Genomic DNA, 25725 nt, shown 5'->3' on the forward strand with positions numbered 1-25725 from the left:
TTTTAAAAGTTAATGTTAAGTCCTAAAGACAGCGTTGTAGGTACCGGAATTCTATTTACATCTGTACGCTCAGGATCTGCACCTATATAATCGCTTGGTGTAAACCAGAATAGATTTTCTCCTTGAAAATAAATTCTACAGCTTGACATACCTGCCCAATTTTCTATTAAGTCTTCTGGAAGTGAATACCCTAATTGAAGGTTTCTTAATTTGAAATAAGAGTTATTTCTAAACAAATAATCTGAAATCCTATTATCATTATTAGCAAGTGTTAATGATGGAATATTGGAATCTGTATTTGTTGGGGTCCAAGCACCCAATACACCAAGTCCGGCATTTTCTCTACCTTGTACAAAATTGTTCCAAAAGATATAAGGATCTTGCCCTATTCTTCCTGTTACACCAGATCCAAATAACGACAAGTCGAAATTTTTGTACGCTAAATCAATTCTAATACCATACTCAAGGTCTGGCAAGGTTGTTCCAAGGAAATCTCTATCTTCAACACCTATACTTCCATTACCACTTATATCTTTATATTTAATTCCACCTGGTCTTCCCGCTGGAACTTGTGTTGGGCTAGAATCTACTTCAGCTTGACTTTGAAACAAGCCATCTGATTTATAACCGAAAATTGAAAACTGGGAGTGACCAATAATAGAATTATCAACAGTTCCTGGAAAAGCAGAAACAACTTCAGCAGGCAATTCGGTAATCTCATCTTTAAAGGAACCAAAATTGGTTGCTACGGTAAAAGATAAACCATTGTCAAATGTTTTTGAATAACCTAAAGCCAACTCCCAACCTTTTACTTCGGTTGTAGCTCCATTTAATGTTCGTAATTGACCTTCGCCTATTGCCGATGCAATTGGAGGTATTGTTAAAATATCTGATGTTTCTCTTGTAAAATAGTCAAAAGACCCAACTACATTATTATTAAACAATGTAAAATCAATACCAAGGTTAATCTCTTTGGTAGTTTCCCATTTTAAACCAGAATTTGCCGCTTGAATAGACACAAAGCCAGAAGGTAAATTACCTGTGTTATTTCCGTTTAAATCGTAAGCAGTACCAACATTATAAAAAGTATCAAAGAAGAAATCACCTCCGGCTGCCTGTCTCTGATTTGCTCCATATCTAGATTCAAACAAACCGAAACGCGCTACATCGCCTATGGTTTGGTTACCTACTTCACCATAACCAGCTCTAAATTTTAATGAATTTACAATATCATTGTCTTTCCAAAATTCTTCGTTACTAATTCTCCAACCAACAGTTGCTGCTGGAAAAACACCATATCTGTTATCTGGTCCAAATCTTGAAGACCCATCGCGACGCAATGTGAAAGAAGCCAAATATCTGTCTTCATAGCCGTAATTAATTTTACCAAATTGCGACAATAAACGACTTCCTGTTGAAGAACCTGAATTGGTTCTAGCGCCAGTTGCAGCATCTAGCTGAAAGAATGATTCAGTCTCAACCGCAAAACCATCTGCTTGCGCACTAACACTCTGAAAATCATCTTGTATAGATTCTGTTCCCAGTAAAACACCAATTTTATGTTTGTCATTAAGTTCTAGTTGATAATTTAACGTATTTGTAAAAACTAAACTGGTAAATTTACTAGTATCATGTATCAGCCTATTATTGCTTCTTGTAATAAATCCATTACTAACTTTAGTTTCAATATCTTTTCTATGATAATCGTTATAGTCTAAACCTAAACTTGTTCTAAAAGTTAAATTTTCAATAATATCGAATTCACCCCATATATTTCCAAATATGGTTGTTCTATCGGTGTTATCCCAACGGTTTATATACTGCATTAAAACAGGGTTGTTTCTATCAGAATAGCCCGAACCTAAAGGACCAGCAAAATTGCCATCAGCATCATAAACCGGTAAGGTTGGTGCTAAAGAAATTGCCAAACCAGGCGTAGGTGCACTACCAACATCTGGTGAAGCCAAGGTTTCATCGGATGTGAACATTTGTGTATTAACCCCAACTCTTAATCTATTATTAAATAAATTAAAATTTGAATTTAATTTTGCAGAAATTCTTTCATACCCCGTGTGTTTTAAAATACCTGTATTTCTTAAATGCCCAACGTTAAGTAAATGGAAAGAATTATCAGTACCTCCAGAAACAGATATTTCGTTGTTATATACATAACCTGTTTGATAGGTTTCATCTTGCCAATCTGTATCACCAACAGGAACATTAGTATCGCCTCCCACAAATGGCTGTATAGTAACACTATTTAAAACAGGATTATTAAAGTCTCCGTTCCAATCAAAATCATATATCTCACCATATCCTGAATTAGGATCAGAATTGTCATTTACTGAAGCTTGCCATAATACTTCACCTCTTTGTTGAGCATTAAGCATATCATAACGTTGTTTCTTTTCTGAAAGTACCGATATATTTGAATTTATGCTCACTTTAAATTTTTCACCACCAGCAGCTTTAGCACTGTTTTTAGTGGTAACAATTATTACCCCGTTTCCTGCCCGAGCTCCATAAAGAGAAGAAGCCGATGCATCTTTAAGCACTTGAACTGATTCGATAGCACTTGGGTTGATACTAGAGAACACGTCCTGTCTTACTGTTGGAACACCATCTATAACAAACAAGGGGGCATTATTTCCTAATGTGGTAGCACCACGAATTAAAATATTACTACTGGCTCCTGTTGGATCTCCGGATTTTTCAATAAAAACGCCTGGTACTCGCCCCTGCAATCCTTGAATAGCACTACCTGAACTCATACTAACACCTTCAGTAGGCCCTAGTTCTACTACGGTAATTGCTCCTGTTACGTCCACCTTTCTTTCTCTAGCATAACCCGTAACAATAATTTCGTCAAGTTGTGCAGCATCTGCAACCAGCTCCACGTTTACAATAGAACGATTGCTTATTTTTACTTCATGGCTTTTATAACCTATATAGCTAAAAACCAATGTGGCATCACCACTTACATTTTCCAGTGTATAATTTCCATCAAAATCTGTTGCAGCTCCTTGAGTGGTTCCAGGTATTATTACCGATACACCAGGAAGTGGCATACCATCTGCCTTATCCGTAACAGTACCACTAATTTGCCCTTGCACAACTATGCTCAGAAACGCAAACAGCGTTAACAATAAGATTTTTTTACATTTCATAATAATTTAGTTTTAGTTAAAATTTAGTTTGTGTGCTTCAATATCATCAAGAACAAATTCTTGATTATTTGGTTCAATACTTAGTTTGTCATATGGTGCATTTGGAAAAAATATTTCTGTCATTACTGTTTCTCCATTATCGAAAAATAATTCTATAGAGGTTTTATCGAGAATGATTGTTCCTGTTAAACCTGTATTAAGAGACGTTCTTTTGGCCATAGAAACACGATCTGCAAACTTTTCTGAAAAATCTCGTTTTCCAGATTTTCTTCTATCTATAAAAAAGTTTTTATCGCTGTGGTTGTATCCAAAAGCTAAAGTGTCACCTTGTTTATTAGTAAGATTAAAAGTGAAACCTTCGTGTTTTAAATTTGAAATGTTAAATTGAATTTCGGTGCTGGCTAAATCCATAGCATTAGAGTCTATAATTTTTGTATCACCCTTAATAGTTATGCTTTCCTTTTTATATTTTGTGCTTCTGTAATTAGTTAGTTCATTTACAGGATTAATCAATAATCTATACCCATTATTATTTTTTTGAAGCTGTACTTTTCTGGCAATAGTCATAGCACTTCTCCAAGTTTCGGTAGGAACTACTTGAGCATAATCCCAATTAGACATCCAACCTAGTATTAGCTTGCTACCATCTTTTTTTGTAGCATTAGACCATGAAACGCCTGCATAGTTATCTCTTCCAAAATCTATCCAGTAATTATGTTCTTTATTTAATGCGGTTTCAAAATCTTTGTCCATTTTAAACGTAGTTCCATCAAAATCTCCCACAAAATATTGGGTAGCACTACCCCCATTTGGACCCCCAGGATTGATACTTACAAAAAGCACCCATTTAGATTCATCTGTTCCTAATACCGGCAATTGAAATAAATCTGGGCATTCCCAAACACCACCATGACCGCCAATACCTTGTCCGAAATCTGAAAGTAAATGCCATTTTTTCAAGTCTTTGGAATCGTAAAACATGATTTTGTCTCCTGCAGCAAGTACCATTACCCATTTTTTACGATCTTCATCCCATGTTACTTTAGGGTCTCTAAAATCTTTAATTTCATTATTGTCTATTGCTGGGTTATTTTCGTATTTCGTAAACGTTTTTCCTTCATCATTACTATACGCAATACTTTGCGTTTGCTTCCAGTTATCATCACCTTCTAATTTTTTTGAACTCGTATACATCGCAACAATAGGTGACGCTTCGCTTGCTTTTCCAAAACCAGAAGTATTACCTATATCAACTACTGCACTTCCTGAAAAAATAGTACCTAATTCATCTGGATATAAAGCTATAGGTTGCTCAACCCAAGTAATCATGTCTGTGCTGATAGCATGCCCCCAATGCATGGGCCCCCAAACATTACTATCGGGATGATATTGAAAGTATAGATGATAATATCCGTTGTAATAAAACATACCATTAGGATCGTTCATCCAAGCTTTTTTTGGTGTAAAATGAAAGTTTGGACGATATAAATCTTCTTCTGAAGAAAGTACATTTACCACTTCATCTAAAGTTTGTATACTTTGGTTTTTATCTTTACACCCTATTAGGAATGATAATACCAAAAGCATTAAAACTAGATTTGTTTTTCTAAAGCTTTTCATGTTATTTTAATTTATTTAGTTAGTTTTTTACTTAATTCCTCTAAGGGTATACCTTTTGTTTCTGGCATCATAAACATTACAAAAAGCAACTGAAAGCCCATCATAATGGCAAAGAATAAGAATACCATACCGGCACCGATTGTAGAAAATAATACAGGAACTAAAGAAGGCACAATCGCCGCAAGTACCCAATGTACTGAACTGCCAAATGATTGCCCCGAGCCTCTTAAATGATTAGGGAAAATTTCAGAAATAAACACCCAAATTACGGTGCCTTGTCCAATAGCATGTGCAGCAATGAACATGAATAAGAAGATTGGCATAAAACTACCTTCCCAATTTAAGAAGAATGCAGCCGATACTAGAGATAGTGATATAATATATCCAAAAGAACAAATGTACATGAGTTGCTTTCTTCCTAATTTATCGATTAGAAAAATACCTAAAAGTGTAAAAAGCAAGTTTGTTACTCCAACACCAATGCTACTTAATAGGGCTGAACTTTCTGCTAGGCCAGCTTCTGTTAAAATTCTAGGGGCATAATAAAGTAGTGCGTTGATTCCCGATAGTTGATTAAAAAAAGCTATTAAAAAAGCTAGAGTTAACGGAAACCTATATTTTTTTAAGAATATGTTTTCATTAGGAACCGTGTTTTCCATCTCATCCCTTATTTCCAGCATAAGTTTCTCTGGGTCTTGATTTGGATTAATAATTTTAAGAACGCCAATGGCTTCGCTATTTCTAAATTTAGTAAGCAACCATCTGGGGCTTTTTGGAATTGTAAATGCGAATGTGGTGTAAATTATAGCAGGAAACGCTTCTATACCTACCATCCAACGCCAGGCATTTTCACCTATATCATTTAGTAAGTAATTTGATAAAAATGCAACAAGAATACCAAATACAATGTTGAATTGGTATAAACCCACTAGCTTCCCTCTATCTTTAGCTGGTGCAATTTCTGATATATAAGCAGGTGCTGCAACGGTAGATGCTCCCACACCTAAGCCACCTATAAATCTAAAAGCCGCAAACACCCAAGGATCGTTTGCCACACCCGAACCAATGGCAGATATGGTATATAAAACACCTATCCATATTAACGTGTTTTTGCGTCCAATTTTATTGGTAGGAATGCCTCCAAAAAAAGCACCCACTACTGTTCCCCATAATGCCATGCCTATAACAACTACGCCATGAAACATATCGGAGGAACCCCATAATAATTGTAATTTTTTTTCTGCACCTGATATGACTACCGTATCAAAGCCAAATAAGAAACCAGCTAATGCTGCAGTAATAGACCAGATTAATATCTTTCTGTTCATGTGGTGATGTATTTAGTTTAGTATTCACAAGGTACTTTTAAGGACTGTTGTTGTACTTTAGATATGTATCAAAACATTACAAAATTGTTAACCAAACGTTAAACAATTATTAACGTGCTGGTTTACAGGTATTTGAATTGAATTTATTTTTTGAATAAAATATAGAAGTTTAAAATTGTTACCTGTTTAGTTTAAAATTGTTACCTATAACCAATTAAAACAGGTGTCGATTTCTTAATAAAACACTACAATAATTCACAATTAGATATATTTTGCTTTAATAAATAAAGAAATCATAATAAAACAAGTGTATTATTACAGAAATAACATAAAAGAAGGAGAAAACACACTACTTATTACTCTCTAAAAGCTTTAGGAGAGTTATTAAATTTATTTTTGAAGCTTGTAGAAAAATAATTGGGTGAAGAAAACCCAGTAGCATAGGCTATTTCAGAGATGGTTAATGAGGTCTCTTTTAGCATCTTTTTTGCTTTTTCCAATCGTATATTTTGAATATAATCGCTCACATTTACCCCCATAATAGCCTTCATTTTTCTATACAGCTGAATTCGAGATATATTTAGATCTTGAGCTAAATTTTCAACAGAAAATTTAGAATTGTCCATATTATTATTTATTATTTTATTCAACATCGAAATAAATTCTTGCTCTATAGATCCAAAATTATTAGAAGAACTTATATTATGAACATTATTAACAAAATAATACCTGAGCTTCTCGCGGTTATAAATAAGTGTTTTTATAGATTGCGATAAAATTGAAAAACTAAATGGTTTAGTAAGATATAAATCTGCTCCAGACTCTAACCCTTTAATATAAGATTCTTTATTATTAAATGCTGTTAAAAGGATAATAGGAATATGTGACGTTCTTAAATCCTTCTTTAAAATTTCACAGATATCGAAACCACTTTTGTCAGGTAAACTCACATCACATATAATAATATCTGGAATATGTTCTAAAGCTTTTTCTATACCGTCGGCACCATCAGACACCTGTACATTATAATCTATAGATAATTTTCCGCTCAAATATTTTATCAAATCAAGGTTATCCTCAATAATTAAAATGGAATACTTATCTTCATTGTTCAAAACTAATTGTTCTGTAAAATCGTCCTCTTCATAATCTAAATCAGGACATAAAAGCATGCTATCAATAACATCTACCTCATGAATAATTTCATCAGAATCTAAATGCACATTATCTTTATAAAGTGTAATTATAAATTCGGTTCCATGTTTAGAAATAACTTCTATGGTGCCTTTATGAAGTTCAATAAATTCTTTAGACAAATGCAAACCTATACCCGAACTTGTTTTATTATTATTTGAGCCTTGAAAAAAGGCTTGAAACACCTTATTCATTTCCTTTTTGGGTATTCCTATTCCAGAATCTACAAAGTGTATTTTTACAAAATTGCTATTAAAATCATCTTCAATATTAATAGAAACCACACCATTATTAGGTGTGAATTTAAAAGCATTCGATAGTAAATTAAAATATACTTTATCCATTAAATTTCTGTCAATAAAAACAGATAAATCTTCATTATTAGTCGTTATAGTAAAATTAATGTTTCGCTTCTGGGCTTCGCGTTCAAAATCTTTAAATATTAAATTCGAAAATTTATATAAATTTGTGTTAGACGCTTTTAAAACAAACTTCCTGTCTTCAATTTTTCTAAAATCAAGTAGTTGATTAATTAATCTTAGCAAGCGTTTCGAATTATTATATATTAAACCCACCTCGCTTAAAAGCTTGTTATCTCTTATTACTTTACTTTCTGTTAAAGATTCTGTTGAAGATAAAATAAGCGTAATAGGTGTTTTAAACTCATGGGACAGGCCTGTAAAAAAATTAACTCTTGCCTCGTTACTAATTTTAACTTCGTCTGCTATCTTTTTAATTTGATTTCGTTGAATGGTAATTTTACTGTTCCGTAATTCTAACTCTCTTTTTTTCTTCCTGTTATTATATCCAGAATAAATACTATACCCTCCTAAAACAATACTAATAATTAATAGCGCTAAAAGTAACTGCAAAGTGTGTTTTTGTGTAGTGTACTTTTTTTCTTGTTTATCTATTTTAATACGTTGATAATCTATATCTTGCTGTTGTTGGTCTATTTTATCAAATTGCTTACTCATAATATCCGCATTACGAGCATCTATAACTGTTGTGTTTAAAATATTGTTCTTTGCTACCCGTTCGCCATTCAATATTTTTAAAGCTAGCTGAATCGCTTCATCTCCACCAGTGGGGTATAGAATAGTCGCTAACAATTTGTTTTCTTTAACCAATTGTATACCGCCATTAGGACCATTTAAACCATCTACACCTAATATTTTTATACGTTTTTGAAGCTTTTTCTCTTTAACAACTTCCCAAGCGCCCAAAGCCATTCTATCGTTATGTACAAATATGTAATCAATGTCTTTTATACTCTCTAAGATGTCTCTTAAAGGATCCTTTATAGAATAACTTTCCCAATTTCCTTCAATGGTTTTAACAACTTCTAAATTTTTAGTTGAATTAATTACATCATTGAAACCTAAACTACGCTCTAAGGCTGGCGAAGATCCCGCAAGCCCTTTAACTTCAATTATGTTTTTGTTTTCATTTGTTAGAGAAGCTAAATAGTTGGCTGCATTGGTTCCAACCTCATAATTATCACCTCCTAAATAAGCTGTATAATTATCACCATCCGTTTTTCTGTCAACAATTAAAACGGGAATACCACTTTTAAAAGCGCTTTCAACAATGGGAGTAATTGGTTTAGATTTTATAGGTGATACAATTAACATGTCAATCTTTTCAGAAATTAATTGCTCTATGTCTTTTATTTGATTGTCTATATTGTCTTTGCTATCGAGAATTTTAAGTTCTAATTCCGGATAAAAACCTGCTTGAATTTCCATGGCTTGATTCATAGACTTTCTCCATTCATCATTAATCCCTGTTTGAGAAAACCCTATGGTATATGTTTTTGTTTCTGAAATATTGGAACATCCAGAAACAAAAATTAAACCTACTATAATAGACAATTTTAAAATATATACTAAGGTTATCTTCTGCATTTCTTATATTATGGTGAGTTCCTCGAAGGTAAAAAATATTTAGCAAAACTATTCTCTGGCAAATACTTTATTTGAAATTAACAAAAACAAAAGTATTATCAACTTCTATAAGTTCTCATAATTTTCAATATGATATATTTAGGTGAAATACATAAAAATGTAAACAACTAAAGATGAGCTAAAAGCGAAAAACAATATTATTGGACTTCAATGAAGGAAAATAAGAAAATAAATATTTTTATATTTCTGTAAAATAACATTAAGCTATTTCATAAAAAATTTAGGCTTCACCAAAAAGAGGAAGCTTACTTTTTTTATAAGAAGCTACTAAAAAATACTTTTAATATAATCAACAGTTATAGGCTTGCTAGTAAAAAGATTAATGCCTTCTTCAATTTTAGCTTTATAAATATATTGATCATCAACAGTGGATGAAACAATACAAATTTTACAATACTCTTTAACTATGGCTGGTAAGCGTTTAAATTGTTCAATAAACTGAAAACCATTCATTAAAGGCATATAAATATCTAAAAAGATCAAACGAGGTAATTGCGATACATTATCTTTATTCAATTCTAAATAATTTATTGCTAACTGACCTGAGTCAAATTCTAAAACATCATCTGCCAAATGATTACTTAGAATCAAGCGTGAGGTGATATACATATCAAACTCATTATCATCAATTATCATGATTATATTATTTTTTAAACTCATCTTTTTAATTCTAAATTTTTATAGATTTATAAACTTCGAAAAACCCTCTTGCCTTCTTTTAGCTATGGGAAGCTTTACGTTGTTTGAAAATTCACAATAGTAGCCATCTTTTTTTGTTATTTTTATAATGTGTTTAATATTTATGATGTAAGAATGGTGTATTCTGTAAAAATTCTTATCACCTAAAACATCTTGATATTCACCTAAATTTTTGCTTGATAAAATTCTAAAACCATTAACCAAATGAAATTCTGTATACTTGCCTTCTGCTTTACAAAAAATAATATCCTCTTTTTTAATAAGCTCTATTTTATCTATAAAAGCAACCGATAAGTAATCACTATTTAAATACAGAGAATTTAATGAATTCAAATCTTTGATTTTTTGATTTTGAAATGTCATTTCCATCTCAATATAATTACTCACCTTATAAATAGATAAAATGATATCATTACTAGGTAATGGTTTTAATAAAAAATCTATAGCTTTATGTTTAAAGGCCTCGAATGCCCTCTCTTTTTCAGAAGAAACAAATACAAATTTTGGTTTATGAAAAGCCAATTCGTTAATATAATTTATATCTGATAGATTTTTTTCTGTAGGATTTAAGAAAATTAATTCAGGCTTATGTGTTTTTATTAATTCTAATCCGCTTATAATATTTTCTGAAGAACCAGATATAGAGATGATTAAATGATTTTCTAAGGCAAATTGATTTAATGAAGCAATTGTACTCACATCTTCATCAATAATTATCGCCTTTATTAATTTCATTAGTATATGTTTTTATTAATCTTACCTAAATATGAACTTGGGGCTTTTATATTAGTATCGAAGCTAAATATATATAATAAGATTCATTAAATCATTTATAAAAGTTACAAAAAGACCAAATTATAATAACAATTAAGCTCTATGTAGTTAAATAATTAAGGAAATTGGACTTTTATTGTACCATTAACAATATTGATTTCAATCAAAAGCTATGTTAAGTAAATTAAATTAACCCTGTTTATGAATTTAATTTTTTGGAAGATCAATCACAAATATGGAACCTTTATTCTTTAAAGAGCTCACCCTTAATTCTCCTTTAAGACTCTCTACAATTTTTTTACAAGTAGATAACCCTAACCCACTACCAGAAAATTGGCTTTGGTTGTGCAACCGTTTAAAAGGATTAAATATGATATTAAAATGTTCCGCATCAATCCCTATTCCATTATCTTCAATTGAAAAAATCCATTTAAATTCAGATTCCTCGCATGTTACTTGTATTTCTGGATTGGCTCCTTTGTTTTGAAACTTGAGAGCGTTCACCATCAAATTTTGAAATAATGTAGTTATAGCTATTTCTGAGGAAATGATAATTGGCAAGTTTGAGGTTATAAGTTTTGCATTTGTAATACTTAAATCCTGTATTATTAAATCATAAACTTTTTTAACTAATTTTTCTAAATCAATACGTTCCTTATTAATAACATCAATATCGCTTTTTGAATACTCTAATAAACCAATTATCAAACTATTCATTCGTTGAATATTCTCAAAAATAAATTTCAAATACTGTTCATCTTTATCATCCCATACATTTTTGTACTTACTATTAATTATGTCTATAAAAGATTTAATCCCATTCATAGGTGATTTTAAATCATGCGCAGCCATTGTTGAGAATTCTGAACTACGTTTATATGAATCTTCTAGCTTCAATTTATAAGATTTTAGCGCATTGTTACTTTCTCTTAGTTTAAGAAGATAAATTACCTGATTAGAAAGATTCTTAAGAGCCTTTATCTGATTTTTATCTAATAACCTTTTAAATTTATCAATAACACACAAAGTTCCTATTTTTAGTCCTTCTTCATTAACCAAAGGAACTCCTGCATAATATACAATGTTTGGGTTTGAAAGCAGCAAGGGATGGTCTTTAAACCTTTTATCTATTGTGGCGTCTTCAACTATAAAAACAGCTTCATCAGCCTTAATGGCATGAGTACAAAAAACCTCTTTAATAGCTGTTTTGTTAACATCTAGACCATAATGAGATATAAAAAACTGATTTTTATCATCAACCAAACTAATTAATGCAATTGGGGTATCGCAAATAAAGGCAGCAAGACTTGTAATATCATCGAACATTTTTTCAGGAGGTGTATACATACTATTTAATTCCTGCAAAGCATTAGTTCTTAATAAATCTTCCTTATCACTCATTTTTTGTAGAATCTAATGTTAAATCTACAAAGTTAAATAAATAAAACATCTTTAATGAAGATCGATTTAGTATCTAAAAAGTTATTCTTAAAGTAATAAAATTTAAGGATAAGAAAAGAAATTCCTTTAAATCATAAAAGTGTTCACGCTACTAGTTCTAAATGAATAATAAGCATAATTACGCAGATTATTGATAGAATTAAGACTAGCGATAATAGTTACTATTAAAACCTTTTTTAATATAATGAGTTTGTATTTAAAAGAAATACCAGCAATATTATTTAAAATATAAAATAATTTACCAGTTATCCCCTGTAATGAACAGTTATTAATAAGCCTCCTTTTTCTGTGATGTTTGTTTATATGTTTGATAAATAAGATCGCTTTTTATTGATTTTCACAAAAAGCCCTAAAATCATAAACTATGAAACAAACCTACTTTAAAAATCACAAAATCCTACAGCAAAAAATAAAAAACTGTGGGTTATTGACCTTAATCTTTTTAGGTTTAGGAACAATCAATACCAATGCTCAAGAATCCCTAAATACATCTGGAGGAATCGTTTCTGGCTCAGATGGTTCCATAAACCAGTCAATTGGACAAATGTTCAATAATCCTGTAGGGGATTCTAACCAAATTATGTACCAAGGAGTTCAATATGCAGTAGACCTTATAAGCCTTGATACAAATTCGTATGAATTTGAACTTAGTATTATGGCTTTTCCTAATCCAAGTTCTTCCGAACTTAATTTACAGGTAAGCAAAATAAACAACAATGACCTTAGTTACGAAATGTACGATTTACTAGGACGCCTTGTTAAATCAAGTTCCATTTCTGCAGAAAAAACAAAAATTAACATAGAAAATTTACAAAATGCTGTTTATCAATTAAATGTTTTTTCAAACAATAAAAACCTTATTAAATCTTTTAAAATAATTAAAAATTAACCCAAATGAAAAAAAACTACCTACTATTAACATTAAGCATTTTATTTACAATAAATATATTTGCTCAGACCCCCGAAAAATTAAGTTATCAAGCTGTTGTTAGAGACAATAGCGACAATATCCTGTCATCACAAAGTATTGGTATGCAATTAAGTATACTAGAAGATGATGCCAATGGAAACGCTGTTTATGTTGAAACACAATCTCCAACAACAAATATAAATGGATTAATTAGTCTTGAAATTGGGATGGGATCTGTTATCTCTGGTGATTTCACTAGCATAGACTGGGGAAATAATACCTATTTTATTAAAACTGAATTTGATATAAATGGAGGAACTAATTATACTATAACTGGAACCAGTCAATTACTTAGTGTGCCTTATGCCCTCTATGCAAAAACAAGTGGTAGTTCTACACCAGGACCAGCAGGTGCAGATGGCATCGACGGAATCGATGGAATTGATGGCTTGGATGGTGCTACAGGACCTCAAGGACCCGCAGGTTTGGATGGAGTTGATGGAATTGACGGTGCAACAGGGCCACAAGGAGCAATAGGTGTTACAGGAGCAACCGGAGCAAATGGAATCGACGGTATTGATGGTTTAGACGGAGCAACAGGGCCCATGGGGCCTCAAGGACCAGCAGGTTTGGATGGAGTTGACGGAATTGACGGTGCAACAGGTCCACAAGGAGCAATAGGTGTTACAGGAGCAACTGGAGCAAATGGAATCGACGGTATTGATGGTTTAGATGGTGCAACAGGGCCCATGGGACCTCAAGGACCCGCAGGTTTGGATGGTGCAGACGGTATTACAGGAGCACAAGGACCAACAGGTGCTACAGGGCCAGCAGGTTCGTATACAGCAGGTACAGGTATTGATATCACGTCTGGTGTAATTAGTTCTACAGGCACATCTACAATGCCAGAGTATGCTTATGCTTACATTGCAAATTCAAGTACGTTAGGCGCACAAACGTTCACTACTATGCCCCCATCGGCGACGTATATAAACGGAATTGTAATTAACGGTTCATCCATCACTTTGCATGCAAACAAAATGTACGAAGTAACCGTTGCTTTCTATATTTACAATGCAACTGGAGGACATACCTTTAAAATGAAAGATGCTACTAACAGCCAATACCTTGGAACTGAAATCTACTTCGGACAAGGTGGATCAGACGTATCTTATAATATGTCTATGACAAACTTCCTTTTCAAACCAACTACAGATGTGATTTTGGAACTTGAGAAGACTCAAGGTACGGACGTGAATTTGATTGGTAAAATTGTTGTAAAAGAAATTAAATAAAAACAGAATTTTAAAATCTTATAAATTGATATTAAAAAGTGCTCGCAATAAAAGGCGAGCACTTTTTTATTTCTTATGGTTTTGCTATCAAAAATGGAGGCTTCTAAAGAAAATTTTTGCGCATGAAAACAAGTTGTTAGATAAAGTGCTTTTTTGACCATTAGTTTTCATGATATTATCTATATCCTTTTAGCTCTATTAGTTTCCAAATTAGAATGATTTTTATCCACAAGCATAATCTAAGGTTGATTCATTTTTGCAACCTATTCAAATAATTATAACGCTTATTCCGAAATATTCCCACTTATTACTTGGGAGTTTAATAAAAATAAAATTTGAATTAATATTGTACTCACAAAGCGGTTAATTTTTCAGGTGAGAGGGAAAAATTAACGGCAGTTAAGAGAATTAATAGCAATTTACAAAACAAAGGAAGCTTCTGCTTCCTTTGTTTATTTTATAAAATCATCACTCCTATAACTACTCGTTTATTTTATTAAGTTAAGTCTTCAATACTTGCTGTAGGTGCATTATTTTTTACAGAACTAATACCGTTTTCCATAGCACTGTTAGATGAATACATTTCACTAGTTCCTATAACTTGATTATTAGCTGCTTTCAAGTTAAAATAAGGACTACCGCTTTTGGATTGTAATCTTTCGTATCTTGAATCATCAGTTGAATTCTTTTTTACAGATTCAATACCATTTGTACATCCAGATTTAGCAGTATACCCTTCGCTAGCGAGAATATTTTGTCCATTACCTGCTTTAAGTCTAAATCTAAATTCACTTTTTTTGTCTTTGTATATTTCAAATTTTGCCATAATAAATAATATTTTAGTTATTTGATCCCCAATTTACAAAAAATTAACAAAATCGAAAGAAATGTGTATTTAAATACATCTCTTTCAATTTTGTTAATTTGCTCTGTAATTTTTTCTTGTTTTTCAACAACATTTGTTAAAATATTCGTTTTAAAACAATCCAAATCCTTCAGTGTTTTTAGCATGTAATTTGTACAGAACCCTATTTTAACTGCTTGATAAAAACGTCCCAAAAAAACATAAAGTAGTATCCCAACAGCGACAATACGGAATAACAGGGTTCAAATTTTCAATCAAAAAACGGGGTTATGGTATGTAAGCCCCAAGCAGTCTGTCTGAATTTTTAATCACCAACGCTTTAAAGAGGAAGCTTGAAAACCACCAATGAGGCACAACACTTCTTTAAACTAAGCCGAAGCACCTTATACCATTGGTGCAAAACCAAACTCCTGCCCTATCCCCTGATAGAGCAGCGTCTAAACAACAATCCTGATGCCTCGTCTTTTTAAAAAATGATAGCAGAGGCCTCCTGTGTGGCGCCTCTGCTATGTACCTAGTAAACAAGTTTTAAGCTAGCGTTACCGTTCCCAAATAGGTACTAGTAGCCGCCAGTTTTGCATCGGCCGTTACAAAGGTTGCCCACACATCTACTTGCTGTGCTGTCCAATAGGCCGGTAAGGGTATTTGCAGCGTTGTTAATTCACGGGTGCCCGCAGGGTTAGCCGTTTCAAACAAATCGAGTGCTTTGCAATACACCACCACAACCAAGCCATCGGTAGCCGAGGCATTACCTTGTCCGCTATTGTCGTTCCAGGTAATTGTAAGGGTTTGGTTTGCATCGAGCGCTACCGCCCCATTGGAGAGGCCCCGTAAATCGCCCTTGCCAACAAGTACTTTGGGGTAATCAATGGTATACCCCTCTAAAGGGTCTGGCAAAAGGGCGTATTTAATGTGGTAGCCCGTTGCTAAATTAAAGCTAGACTTGTCGCCTTGCTGTTTACCAAAATACGCCGAAAGGATGTCCTTTATAGGCGTTAAAAACTTTATAACCGTTGTAAAGCGGTTACGTTGATCCATTTGCGCTTGTGTAGGTCTATAATTACCTCGTGCCGGTAAACTGCGCATAATATCTTTACCGCGCCAACGTGCACCCACAACGTTGCCAACTTTTCCGGAGAAACCTCCAAGGATGCCTTTACTAAATGTTCCCATGATGTTATAGAATTAGGGGTTAATATGCCGTGAAACTAAAACGCTTTTACCTCATTTCCAACCACATGACACATATTGAGACGATTTGACACAATTTGACACAATTTGAGACGATTTGAGACGATTTGGGACAAGCGCCAAAAAAATGGGGGTTTTGTTCGAGTCTTGTTCGGGTCTTGTTCGTCTACCACTCGGCTGTATTTTTTTTAGATGGGGTTTGGCTGAACAAAGGCTGAACCAGACCAAACTTAAAAGAAACCGTATTGTTTTTTGAATTAAATGTTTTGCTATGTTGTAAAACATTTTTATATCGTTGATTCCTTTACTGATAAACCATTCAAAGGAAATCCAACAGGTGAATTTGATAATGCTATTTTTCTTTTCTAATGATTAAAATAGCGTCATTTGAAAATTCCATCCACGCAAAATCATAAACATAATAATAGGTCTTACCTTTACTATTTACATACAAATGCGTATGGTACTTAAAAGAAAATCTCTTCTTTTCAAGCACCACGCGCTCTACTGTTATCTGTCCTTTTCTTTTACCTAAAACTTCTAAAAGAATACTTCTGTTTCTGTGTAGAATGGTATCTAATTCTTTAACCTCCTTATCCGTAACTTTTCTTAAATTAACATGATAATAATTTTTACATTTTACAGAACAAAATAACTTATCATTTCTTCCTACAAGAAGTTTACTGCATATTTTACACTTTATTTCGTTCATTATTGTAAAAATATAAATTTAAAATACTGATTATTAAACCCTTATACCTAGTCGTTTTTAACGGTTAAAATACTACTATTTATTACAAACCATCCTAGCTTATAGTCTTTTTAAGTACTTTTAAGTAGGACAAATAAAATTTAAAAATCAATAGCATGCAACCTACTATATATCAACCACTTAAAGAAGCGAAGCGTATTAAGGTTTTTATACCCTATGACATGATTGTGGTTAGGGAGGCTTTAAAAAAAATGGATAGCAGTTTTTGGCATCCACATCAAAAACTCTGGTCTGTTATTAATACAGCCCAAAATTTTGAACATTTAAAAAAGATTTGTGGTGGAAATTATAACATTGAAAAAGATATCCGTTTTACACCCATACCTAGTGTGCCACTGACTGAAAATGCACTGGAAGCGCTTTATGAACTTGAAAAAGCACTGGTTTTAAAGCAGTACAGCCATTCAAGCATTCAAGTTTACAAAAAAATGTTTAGTGTGTTTTTGGGCAAATTTATGCATAGAAACCTAAAAGAAGTTACAAAAGAAGACATTGAAGGTTTTGTGTATGAACTTATTACCAAGAGTAAGATTAGTGAAAGTTACCAAAATCAATTGATCAATGCCATTAAAGCCTATTATGAACACGCTCTAAAAACACCCAGAGAATATTATGATATTCAACGTCCAAAAAAGGCAGTATCCATACCAAATGTATTGAGTAAAACGGAGGTATTAAACATCATCCAATCTCCACAAAACATCAAACACAAAGCCATTTTGCATACCATTTATGGCAGTGGATTACGTATATCGGAGCTTTTGAATTTACGAATTACAGATATTCATTCTAATGATGGTTATTTATTTATAAAAGATAGTAAAGGTAAAAAAGACAGGAAAACCATATTACCTGAACAGTTATTAGTATTATTAAGAACTTACTATAAAGCCTATAAGCCATCGTACTGGCTTTTTGAAGGCCAATCGGGTTGCAAATACAGTACCGCAAGCATACGAGCTATATTTAGAAAAGCGGTTAACGATACAAATTCTAACCCATGGGCAACCGTACATACCTTGCGCCATTCATTTGCCACACATTGTATTGAAAACAACATCAATATTCGGCATTTACAGAATATGTTAGGTCATAGTTCCCCAAAAACAACCGAAATTTATACTAAAACTATTGAAATTAATAATAAGACTATTATAAGCCCATTGGATACGTTATTAAAAAGTAATATATTGCATCTATAAACGATATAACTACAATTCTAATGCTATTTATTGTAGTTATACAAGTGTTGTAGCCAATTTGAGAAATGACAAAATTCCGACTGACTTTAGTGACTAAAAACCAAAAATCTCTTGAAAAAGGAAAGAAGTTTGCGGAACTGATTTGCGGAACTCTGAATTGTAAAAGCGGATATGAAATTTCAAAATATGAGAAATTTGAAAACTCATATCGAATAGAAATTATTGGACAAATAACGGACAAAAACTCGGTTGCAGAATCAATCGAATTAACTGACCGAATTTGCTCGCCTTGGATTGTGACTTATGAGCGACCCAAAAATAGCGTGGAATTGATATTTGATAAATCGGACTTATCCAATTTTCGGAGTAATGAATTTAATGTGCTAAACTGGGCGCAATTTGAAATTGAAAATGACTAAAAAGAATTTAAAAATCATAAGATTATACATAATTAGTTTATTCTGTATTATCTGTTATTTCCTATTAGAAAATTCTAACATCATTTCTGAACTCGTTCAATTATCTGAAAAAGGTCGTTATGGCGGATTCCCGACATTTTTTCTAACAGGATTATTCAAATACGGATTATTATTAATCGGAATAAGTATTATTATAATTATGAGTTTTTTAATAATCAGAGAAAGAACAAAAAAAACCTTGAATAAATAAAAACTGGCTACAACACCGTGTATAATTAATTGCTTGGTTTTAGCCAATTTACGAAAGTCCTTGCGGACTTTCTATCTGTGATTTATTTGCTAACTTTAGTGCTTAAAACACGCAACTAACCATACACAACAACGTTGGCAGTAATTTGAACGACAACCCAAATAATAACATTTTCAAGTGAATTTATGACAGAAAACGAAATTAAAATTCTATCCTTTATTATACCTGGATTAGTCGCAATTATAGGAAACTACATATTCTACCTGCTGATTAAAAATAGAGTTGATAAACAAATTGAAAATTATAAAATTTCATATTCAGGAGTATTTAAAGAAAAAATTGAAATCCATAAAAATCTTCTGAAAATGATTTTTAACCTGAAAAGAGATGTTCAACAATATCAATATTTTGACAACGACGAATCTTTTAATAAAATACGAACAGATTTTAATAACTATATTGAATATTATTTAGTAAATCAACCTTTCATAAAAGAGGAGATAATAAAAGAATTAAAACAAATGACTTCTGAACTACAGGAGTGTTTTGAGGCTTTTTCACTTTATAAAGTTTCACAGAATAATCCGGGATTAAGTAAAGAAGCGTACAATGAAAACACTAAAAAATATATTGACGCTGGAAATAAAATAAAACGGAATGAACCTTTTAAATATATAGAAGAGAAAATATTGAAAGAAATGAAAGCAGATTTAAAAATTGAAAAATAAAAACTACTGCCAACACCGTATATAAAAAATTGCTGGTTTTGGCTAAATTTAAAGGTCGTTGCTTGTTTTGTTACGTCTGATTTTCCTTCGGAAAATCCTCGCACACAAAACCGCAACTTTCCATATACAATCACGTTAGGCTTTATTTGAGAAAAAAATATGATTATACCGAAATTCTTATTTCATTATTACGAACTCGACAACGGACCATTCCGAAATATTACCGAATATGGTTATGAAAAAGCTGAAAAAATTCAAAATCAAATCTCGAAAGGTTGGAATAGCAAAAGACCTGAAAATTATATTGAATTAAGGTTAGCATTAGAAAAGAGAATTAAAGAACAATTAATCTCAAAAGGTGGAAAACCTAATCGAAATGACCCTTTCTATTTTACATTGGGAGAATGTAACTGGGCAAAATCTTGGTATGTGAATCCTGGTGTCATAAAAATTCCTTTAACCGACTTTAAACCTGAACATATAAGTTTTACTTATCCAGATAGTATGGTCTCATTTCAGTTTTACGATGAGCCAAAACTCGCAACTTATAGAAAAGATTGTAACGGACAAGTTTTCTTGTTGGACGAAATGAATGACCTAATAAATAATTACGGAGTCCCATCGGATGAAAAATGTAAAGCAGAAGAAAGATTTAAATATGATAAATATATTGAAGTCCAAATATGGGATGATGAAATAATAAATGAATACAAAAACAAAGCCTAACAAAGTATAAAATTAATGGCTGGTTCTAGCCTACTTGGAAAATTCCTGCGGAATTTTCCACTGCCAAGTATTTGTTTAATAAATTAGTTGCTTAAACACGCCACTAATCTTATACGTAAACGTTGTACACAAGCTAAAAAAATGAGCACGGATAAAGAAAAAAACATAACGAAAGAAGATACGGCTGAATTAAAGTCTAAAAATACATTCCAAAAAATTTGGAGTGATTCTGTGTTTAGTAAGCTAATTGCTACTGGTATTATATTTCTACTTCCCTTTTTTTCAGCTTTAGTATATAAACTATTGGAAGGGAAATCTGTGAAGGAGTTTTTAAAAGATATATTCCACTATGAAATTAAGCTTTACATCTTACTTTTACTGTCACTATTACTGATATTAGGCTATTTTGTTTACCTAAAATTCTTTAAAAAGAAAAATGACTATCAAAAGGAATTTTTATCCCAAAAAATCGGGAATTATCGATTTGGAGACTTAAATAATATACTTCTAACGACCTATAAAGAAATACCTAACCATTTACAATTTAAAATTGGATTGAAGGAATTAGACTTATTAACACTATTTAAGCTTTTTATGCCTCAATTCAGTTTTGGTGTTGGTTGGAACGACCAAGCAGAATATAGTGATTTTTTACATTATCAACTTGGGCCTGACCTAATAGCGTACGAACTATGCGAAAAAAAACCTTCTTTAGATAATAATACACCAGGCAACATAAACACTTTTGACATAGTAACATCAGAAAACGGTTTTAAATTTTTTGCTTTGCTTGAAAGTATTGATAGACTTGAAAATCGAGAAAGCTACGAAAAGGAATTCGCGGAAAACCAAAAGAAAAAAGATGATATTTCGGATAAAAGAAAAGCCAGTGTACAACACAGTATATAAAAAATTGCTAGTTTTATCTTTAACCAATGTTAGTTGCTTTGTTTGCTAGCTTCTGATTTTCCTTCGGAAAATCCTCGCACTCAAACACGCAACTTTCCATATACATAAACGTTAGCTGTAATTGAAACCTTAATGCACATCGATTTAGAAAAAACCTTTGATAATGTTTCTTACAAAGACAAAGATTCTTTGATAAGCTATTATGAAAATAGAAAGAAAAAAGTTTATGAGGCCCTAAATAGAGATCCAAGACCTGCTCATTTACAAGGCTTAAATGAAGAAGAAGCATTCTTAAGAATACTAAGTTATTCAGGTTTGGCTAATATTCTTGAAATTGGTTATTACTTTTCTTATAAAGCGAATAACCCTAATGAATATAATGATGCTTTATATACTTTTGCAACATTAAATACTGAGAGAACGAAACTTTTGAGTTTTGGAGGAGATAACTCTATAATGTTCAAAAATATAATAGATTATTTAGCTTGTAATGAATACGAAAGAGCAAAAGAATTGTGCAGTCCACTTTTTGGTAATTCTAAAAAAGGTCATCGATTTGCAATATGTATATTTAATTTACTACAATCTATACTCCATTCCGATAAAAAATTAATTGATCTTGCCTTAAAGGACGCTGAAAAATTTTTACAAAAAAAGAATCCGAAATTACAGAATAATACGATTGAATTTTTAATTGCATTAATTGATGAAAACGAAGTGAACTTAAATAAACAACTTGATAATATTATTAGTAATTACAAAAAGAGTAAATGGATACACGAATATAAAACGCCTATATTGAAGCATATTGGAAATTTTCCAATTGGTCTGTATAAATTGGCTAAATTTTCTTTAAAAGAGAAAAATGTAAATTTAATAATACCAAATCATGAAGTGATTTGGAAAGAGTTTTGTGAATTAGAACAAAAGGCAAAACCTTACATTGTATTTAATCAAAATTTAAAAGGAATAAATAAATATTTATAAACTACAGCTAATCGAGTAGACGGGTGACGACTTAAAAGTCGTCACTGCGCCTCTCACACCACCGTACGTACGGGTCTCGTATACGGCGGTTCACCAAATTGAAGTTTGCGTATTATTAATGTAATCTAACAAAGGTTTATACCCTTTTCGTTTAAGCCTAGAAACTGTAATAGTCGTCTTTAAAATAGGACTTTGAGCGACTGCCCAACCTCCCATTCTGGTGCGACTCCAAGCATAGGCTTGTCCGATTTCTATACCTAATCGAATGAGATTTTTACGTTTCCTCTCTAGCTTTTTCCAATCGTGCCAAATACAATAGCGTAACCGATTTCTTAACCATTCATCTAGCTTTTTAACTTTTGCATAGATGTTAGTTAAGCGGTAATTATTCATCCAGCCTCGACAGACTTGATTAAGCCGATCCAGACGTTCGAATAACGACATGGGTTTGGTTTTCTTGGTGATACTTTTCAAGTTACGTTTAAACTTTGCCCAACCTTTCTTGGTTACCACTAGTGCATATTGTCCTTTTATACCCTTTTTATAAACGGGTACAAATCCATGCCCAAGTAACTCAAAGTTTACAGGTCTGCGAATGCCGCTTTTGGCTTTATTTATAGGTAGTTTAAGTCTATCTCTTAAAAAGATAAACAGTTTATTTCCTATAGTTTTTGCCTCGCTTTTACTTTTTGCGTAAACACTAAAGTCGTCTGCGTAGCGAACATAGCGCAAGCCCATGCTTTTCATTTCTTTGTCCAAAACATCTAACATAATGTTAGATAATAAGGGACTAATGGGACTACCTTGAGGGATCCCTTTTCTGCGCTTTTTGAGTGTTCCATCTATTAAGATGGGCGCTCTTAACCATTTTCGGATTAATCGCAAGGTGGTTGGACATTTTACTTTGCGGTAAATAAGTTGAAGTAAGATACAGTGGTCTACTTCATCAAAGAACCCTTGTAAATCAATATCTACAATATCTTGGTAACCATCATTGATGTAGCCTTGTGCTTGTAATACTGCTTTTTGGATGTTCTTTTGTGGGCGAAATCCATAACTAACAGGTTCAAAATCATATTCAAAATGAACCATTAATTGTTGACTTACCGCCTGTTGTAGCCACCTATCTACTACTGTTGGTATTCCTAATAATCGGGTTTTACCCGGTCCTTTTGGAATGGTTACTCCTAAAATTGAATTTGGCACATAGCTATTTGTGCGAATTGTAGATAATATAAGCGAACGGTTTTCCAATATGTATGCCGAAAGTGCCGTTGTTTTCATACCATCTACGCCGTTCGCTCCTTTATTGCGCTCCACTTGGCGTGTTGCTTTATAAAGGTTTGTTGCTGATAATACCTGTTCAATCATAGATTCAATAATTCGTGTACTCCTGTTGGTTTAAAACTAGGCTAGCTAAGCATCCTAATCGAATTCCAACGTAATTTAATGTTTAGTCCTTCCTTACCCGTGAGACCTGTACAATTCTTGTTGCACCTCGTTTCCTGTAAGTACTATGACTTCTGCTGACTTCTCTACTTAACCAACTCGTAGTTGTAGAGATCTCCCCAGGTAATGGCATCTTCTTTCTCTCAATCCCTGCCGTATCTACATATTTACCCTTTTGTTAATCTTAGGGCGTTACAATGATGTGCTTGCTTACCCAAGTAAATATGCCTCTGTATACGGTTTCTGTTCGTCAGTACCGAGTTTTGTAGTTTCGCTTCCTTCACTCCATGTCTCACGACACACGAGCTTGCGACTTACTAATGCTTCAGGACGTTACTCCTGCGCATAAGGGACTTGCACCCTATAGATTAATTATTTACCTTTCGGTAAAGAAAAGATGCCCATGCTGGGCACACACACCGTGTATAATTAATGGCTATTTTTAGCTTAACCAATGTTTGTTGCTTGTTTACTAGCTTCTGATTTTCCTTCGGAAAATCCTCGCACGCAAACACGCAACTTTCCATACACATTAACGTTACCCACAATATTTAACAGAACAACTCAAAGTAAACTTAATTGTTTACTTTTTTTATTTTTTGTAAACATATACGGTTACTTTTTTATATATTTGTAAATTCATATGTTTACAATTATATTATTTTGTAAACTTAAAGAGTTACAAAAATGAGAAATAAGCAAAAACTTTTAATTGAGCAATTGGACCAAAAACTTCAACCATTCTCTGAAACCAGAAAGGTCCTGGTCCCAGAACGTGGATGGATAAATACAATTCGGACATCACTTAATATGACAATGGCACAACTTGGTGCCAAATTAAATATAACAAGACAAGGAGTAAAAAGAATAGAGGAAAGTGAAGCTAATGGTACGATAACGCTCAATTCTTTAAAAGATGTAGCCAATGCAATTGACTTGAAATTAGTATATGCACTGGTCCCACTAAATGGGACCATAAACGATTTAATTCAAATAAAAGCAAAAAAGCTGGCCCGAAAAATAGTTTTAAGAACTAACCAAAATATGAAATTAGAGGACCAAGGAATTGGAGATGAAAAGATAGCCAAAACCATAAAGGAGCTTGCTAGCGAAATAAAACGAGAGATGAAAAAATCATTATGGGATTAGAATTCGATTATAAAGATGGACAAACACCTTTAGACGAAGAAGAAAAGGAAGGTCTTAAAATAAAGTCTATCACTACTCAAGGAGAACTAGATGAATTTGAGCAATTGAACATTGAAAAAGCAGTTGAATGGACTATTCATTCAAAATTCAAACTTGAAAAAATTTTAACTGAAAAGTTTATGAAAGACTTACACAAAAAAATGTATGGTGATGTATGGAAATGGGCAGGAGAATTTAGAAAGACTGAAAAGAACATTGGAATTCCGTGGACACAAATTGGAATTGAATTAAAAAATTTATTGGACGACACTAAATATTGGATAGATAACAACACTTTTCCACCTGAAGAAATAGCTATAAGATTTAAACATCGCATAGTATCCATTCATTGCTTTCCAAACGGAAATGGAAGACACTCAAGGATGGTGGCTGATATAATTATGGAATCAATATTTGGCAATGAAATATTTTCTTGGCATCAATCAAATATGGTTAAAGCTAACGAAACAAGAAATCAATATATAAAAGCTTTGAGAGAAGCTGATAAAGGAAATTTCAAACAGTTAATTGAATTTGCAAAAAACTAATGCCAACAACGTATCCTATAATTTATTGCTAGTTCTAGCCTAATGTCATTAAGTTAAGGATATAATCATTTGATTT

The 25725-nt window shown here is 32.4% G+C and carries 21 protein-coding genes; 10 read left to right on the forward strand and 11 right to left on the reverse strand.

Annotated features, from left to right (window positions below):
- Positions 1-2 precede the first annotated feature (2 nt).
- The 7 genes from QLS71_RS17520 to QLS71_RS17550 form a co-directional block, all read right to left on the reverse strand.
- Positions 3-3167 carry a TonB-dependent receptor gene (locus tag QLS71_RS17520; RefSeq protein WP_308992080.1) on the reverse strand — a complete coding sequence of 1055 codons (3165 nt, stop codon included), beginning with the start codon at positions 3165-3167 and terminating at the stop codon, positions 3-5.
- A gap of 12 nt (positions 3168-3179) precedes the next feature.
- Positions 3180-4787 carry a glycoside hydrolase family 32 protein gene (locus QLS71_RS17525; protein WP_308992081.1) on the reverse strand — a complete coding sequence of 536 codons (1608 nt, stop codon included), beginning with the start codon at positions 4785-4787 and terminating at the stop codon, positions 3180-3182.
- 11 nt (positions 4788-4798) lie between these two features.
- Positions 4799-6115: a sugar porter family MFS transporter gene (locus QLS71_RS17530; protein ID WP_308992082.1), complete on the reverse strand. Its 1317-nt coding sequence runs from the start codon at positions 6113-6115 to the stop codon at positions 4799-4801.
- A 356-nt stretch (positions 6116-6471) separates the two neighbouring features.
- Complete coding sequence (locus QLS71_RS17535; protein WP_308992083.1) at positions 6472-9216, reverse strand: substrate-binding domain-containing protein; 2745 nt, start codon at positions 9214-9216, stop codon at positions 6472-6474.
- A gap of 327 nt (positions 9217-9543) precedes the next feature.
- Positions 9544-9936, reverse strand: a complete 393-nt coding sequence (locus tag QLS71_RS17540) for a response regulator (RefSeq protein WP_308992084.1) — start codon at positions 9934-9936, stop codon at positions 9544-9546.
- Between the two features lie 18 nt (positions 9937-9954).
- Positions 9955-10710, reverse strand: a complete 756-nt coding sequence (locus QLS71_RS17545) for a LytTR family DNA-binding domain-containing protein (RefSeq protein ID WP_308992085.1) — start codon at positions 10708-10710, stop codon at positions 9955-9957.
- Positions 10711-10956: 246 nt separating this feature from the next.
- On the reverse strand, positions 10957-12150 hold the full coding sequence (locus QLS71_RS17550) for an ATP-binding protein (protein WP_308992086.1): 1194 nt from the start codon (positions 12148-12150) through the stop codon (positions 10957-10959).
- Between the two features lie 487 nt (positions 12151-12637).
- Here QLS71_RS17550 and QLS71_RS17555 point away from each other — a divergent pair, with 487 nt between their 5' ends.
- Together QLS71_RS17555 and QLS71_RS17560 are read left to right on the forward strand one after the other, a co-directional pair.
- Entirely contained in the window at positions 12638-13099 is a 462-nt protein-coding gene (locus tag QLS71_RS17555; protein ID WP_308992087.1) for a T9SS type A sorting domain-containing protein, read from the forward strand.
- Between the two features lie 5 nt (positions 13100-13104).
- Complete coding sequence (locus QLS71_RS17560) at positions 13105-14415, forward strand: hypothetical protein (RefSeq protein ID WP_308992088.1); 1311 nt, start codon at positions 13105-13107, stop codon at positions 14413-14415.
- Positions 14416-14911: 496 nt separating this feature from the next.
- On the opposite strand, the gene QLS71_RS17565 is transcribed toward QLS71_RS17560, so the two are convergent.
- From QLS71_RS17565 to QLS71_RS17575, 3 genes are all read right to left on the reverse strand, one after another.
- Positions 14912-15241, reverse strand: coding sequence for a YegP family protein (locus tag QLS71_RS17565; RefSeq protein ID WP_308992089.1), 330 nt, complete (start codon positions 15239-15241; stop codon positions 14912-14914).
- Positions 15242-15808: 567 nt separating this feature from the next.
- Entirely contained in the window at positions 15809-16453 is a 645-nt protein-coding gene (locus QLS71_RS17570) for a DUF6266 family protein (protein WP_348636551.1), read from the reverse strand.
- A gap of 370 nt (positions 16454-16823) precedes the next feature.
- Complete coding sequence (locus QLS71_RS17575; protein WP_308993991.1) at positions 16824-17183, reverse strand: hypothetical protein; 360 nt, start codon at positions 17181-17183, stop codon at positions 16824-16826.
- A gap of 155 nt (positions 17184-17338) precedes the next feature.
- Between QLS71_RS17575 and QLS71_RS17580 the strand changes: the two genes are divergently transcribed.
- The 6 genes from QLS71_RS17580 (at position 17339) to QLS71_RS17605 (ending at position 22464) form a co-directional block, all read left to right on the forward strand.
- Complete coding sequence (locus QLS71_RS17580; RefSeq protein ID WP_308993990.1) at positions 17339-18445, forward strand: tyrosine-type recombinase/integrase; 1107 nt, start codon at positions 17339-17341, stop codon at positions 18443-18445.
- Positions 18446-18510: 65 nt separating this feature from the next.
- Entirely contained in the window at positions 18511-18864 is a 354-nt protein-coding gene (locus QLS71_RS17585; RefSeq protein ID WP_308993989.1) for a hypothetical protein, read from the forward strand.
- A gap of 435 nt (positions 18865-19299) precedes the next feature.
- Positions 19300-19842: a hypothetical protein gene (locus QLS71_RS17590; RefSeq protein WP_308993988.1), complete on the forward strand. Its 543-nt coding sequence runs from the start codon at positions 19300-19302 to the stop codon at positions 19840-19842.
- A 159-nt stretch (positions 19843-20001) separates the two neighbouring features.
- Entirely contained in the window at positions 20002-20568 is a 567-nt protein-coding gene (locus tag QLS71_RS17595; protein WP_308993987.1) for a hypothetical protein, read from the forward strand.
- A 141-nt stretch (positions 20569-20709) separates the two neighbouring features.
- Positions 20710-21477, forward strand: coding sequence for a hypothetical protein (locus tag QLS71_RS17600; RefSeq protein ID WP_308993986.1), 768 nt, complete (start codon positions 20710-20712; stop codon positions 21475-21477).
- Positions 21478-21609: 132 nt separating this feature from the next.
- Positions 21610-22464 (forward strand): hypothetical protein, encoded by an 855-nt coding sequence (locus QLS71_RS17605; protein ID WP_308993985.1) that lies wholly within the window; start codon positions 21610-21612, stop codon positions 22462-22464.
- A gap of 90 nt (positions 22465-22554) precedes the next feature.
- Here QLS71_RS17605 and ltrA read toward each other — a convergent pair whose 3' ends face one another.
- Positions 22555-23835 carry a group II intron reverse transcriptase/maturase gene (gene ltrA, locus QLS71_RS17610; RefSeq protein WP_308994028.1) on the reverse strand — a complete coding sequence of 427 codons (1281 nt, stop codon included), beginning with the start codon at positions 23833-23835 and terminating at the stop codon, positions 22555-22557.
- Between the two features lie 765 nt (positions 23836-24600).
- Here ltrA and QLS71_RS17615 point away from each other — a divergent pair.
- On the forward strand, positions 24601-25062 hold the full coding sequence (locus tag QLS71_RS17615) for a mobile mystery protein A (RefSeq protein ID WP_348636574.1): 462 nt from the start codon (positions 24601-24603) through the stop codon (positions 25060-25062).
- Complete coding sequence (locus QLS71_RS17620) at positions 25053-25649, forward strand: mobile mystery protein B (RefSeq protein ID WP_308994007.1); 597 nt, start codon at positions 25053-25055, stop codon at positions 25647-25649. Before QLS71_RS17615 ends, QLS71_RS17620 begins: the two co-directional genes overlap by 10 nt.
- Positions 25650-25725 lie beyond the last annotated feature (76 nt).

It is taken from the genome of Mariniflexile litorale, from assembly GCF_031128465.2.
Classification (GTDB): Bacteria; Bacteroidota; Bacteroidia; order Flavobacteriales; family Flavobacteriaceae; genus Mariniflexile; species Mariniflexile litorale.

Excerpts from the sequence above, each read along its gene's own strand:
- QLS71_RS17520 (WP_308992080.1), bottom strand. The coding sequence starts at position 3,167 with ATGAAATGTAAAAAAATCTTATTGTTAACGCTGTTTGCGTTTCTGAGC.
- QLS71_RS17525 (WP_308992081.1), bottom strand. The coding sequence starts at position 4,787 with ATGAAAAGCTTTAGAAAAACAAATCTAGTTTTAATGCTTTTGGTATTA.
- QLS71_RS17530 (WP_308992082.1), bottom strand. The coding sequence starts at position 6,115 with ATGAACAGAAAGATATTAATCTGGTCTATTACTGCAGCATTAGCTGGT.
- QLS71_RS17535 (WP_308992083.1), bottom strand. The coding sequence starts at position 9,216 with ATGCAGAAGATAACCTTAGTATATATTTTAAAATTGTCTATTATAGTA.
- QLS71_RS17540 (WP_308992084.1), bottom strand. The coding sequence starts at position 9,936 with ATGAGTTTAAAAAATAATATAATCATGATAATTGATGATAATGAGTTT.
- QLS71_RS17545 (WP_308992085.1), bottom strand. The coding sequence starts at position 10,710 with ATGAAATTAATAAAGGCGATAATTATTGATGAAGATGTGAGTACAATT.
- QLS71_RS17550 (WP_308992086.1), bottom strand. The coding sequence starts at position 12,150 with ATGAGTGATAAGGAAGATTTATTAAGAACTAATGCTTTGCAGGAATTA.
- QLS71_RS17560 (WP_308992088.1), top strand. The coding sequence starts at position 13,105 with ATGAAAAAAAACTACCTACTATTAACATTAAGCATTTTATTTACAATA.
- QLS71_RS17565 (WP_308992089.1), bottom strand. The coding sequence starts at position 15,241 with ATGGCAAAATTTGAAATATACAAAGACAAAAAAAGTGAATTTAGATTT.
- QLS71_RS17570 (WP_348636551.1), bottom strand. The coding sequence starts at position 16,453 with ATGGGAACATTTAGTAAAGGCATCCTTGGAGGTTTCTCCGGAAAAGTT.
- QLS71_RS17575 (WP_308993991.1), bottom strand. The coding sequence starts at position 17,183 with ATGAACGAAATAAAGTGTAAAATATGCAGTAAACTTCTTGTAGGAAGA.
- QLS71_RS17580 (WP_308993990.1), top strand. The coding sequence starts at position 17,339 with ATGCAACCTACTATATATCAACCACTTAAAGAAGCGAAGCGTATTAAG.
- QLS71_RS17585 (WP_308993989.1), top strand. The coding sequence starts at position 18,511 with ATGACAAAATTCCGACTGACTTTAGTGACTAAAAACCAAAAATCTCTT.
- QLS71_RS17590 (WP_308993988.1), top strand. The coding sequence starts at position 19,300 with ATGACAGAAAACGAAATTAAAATTCTATCCTTTATTATACCTGGATTA.
- QLS71_RS17595 (WP_308993987.1), top strand. The coding sequence starts at position 20,002 with ATGATTATACCGAAATTCTTATTTCATTATTACGAACTCGACAACGGA.
- QLS71_RS17600 (WP_308993986.1), top strand. The coding sequence starts at position 20,710 with ATGAGCACGGATAAAGAAAAAAACATAACGAAAGAAGATACGGCTGAA.
- QLS71_RS17605 (WP_308993985.1), top strand. The coding sequence starts at position 21,610 with ATGCACATCGATTTAGAAAAAACCTTTGATAATGTTTCTTACAAAGAC.
- ltrA (WP_308994028.1), bottom strand. The coding sequence starts at position 23,835 with ATGATTGAACAGGTATTATCAGCAACAAACCTTTATAAAGCAACACGC.
- QLS71_RS17615 (WP_348636574.1), top strand. The coding sequence starts at position 24,601 with ATGAGAAATAAGCAAAAACTTTTAATTGAGCAATTGGACCAAAAACTT.
- QLS71_RS17620 (WP_308994007.1), top strand. The coding sequence starts at position 25,053 with ATGGGATTAGAATTCGATTATAAAGATGGACAAACACCTTTAGACGAA.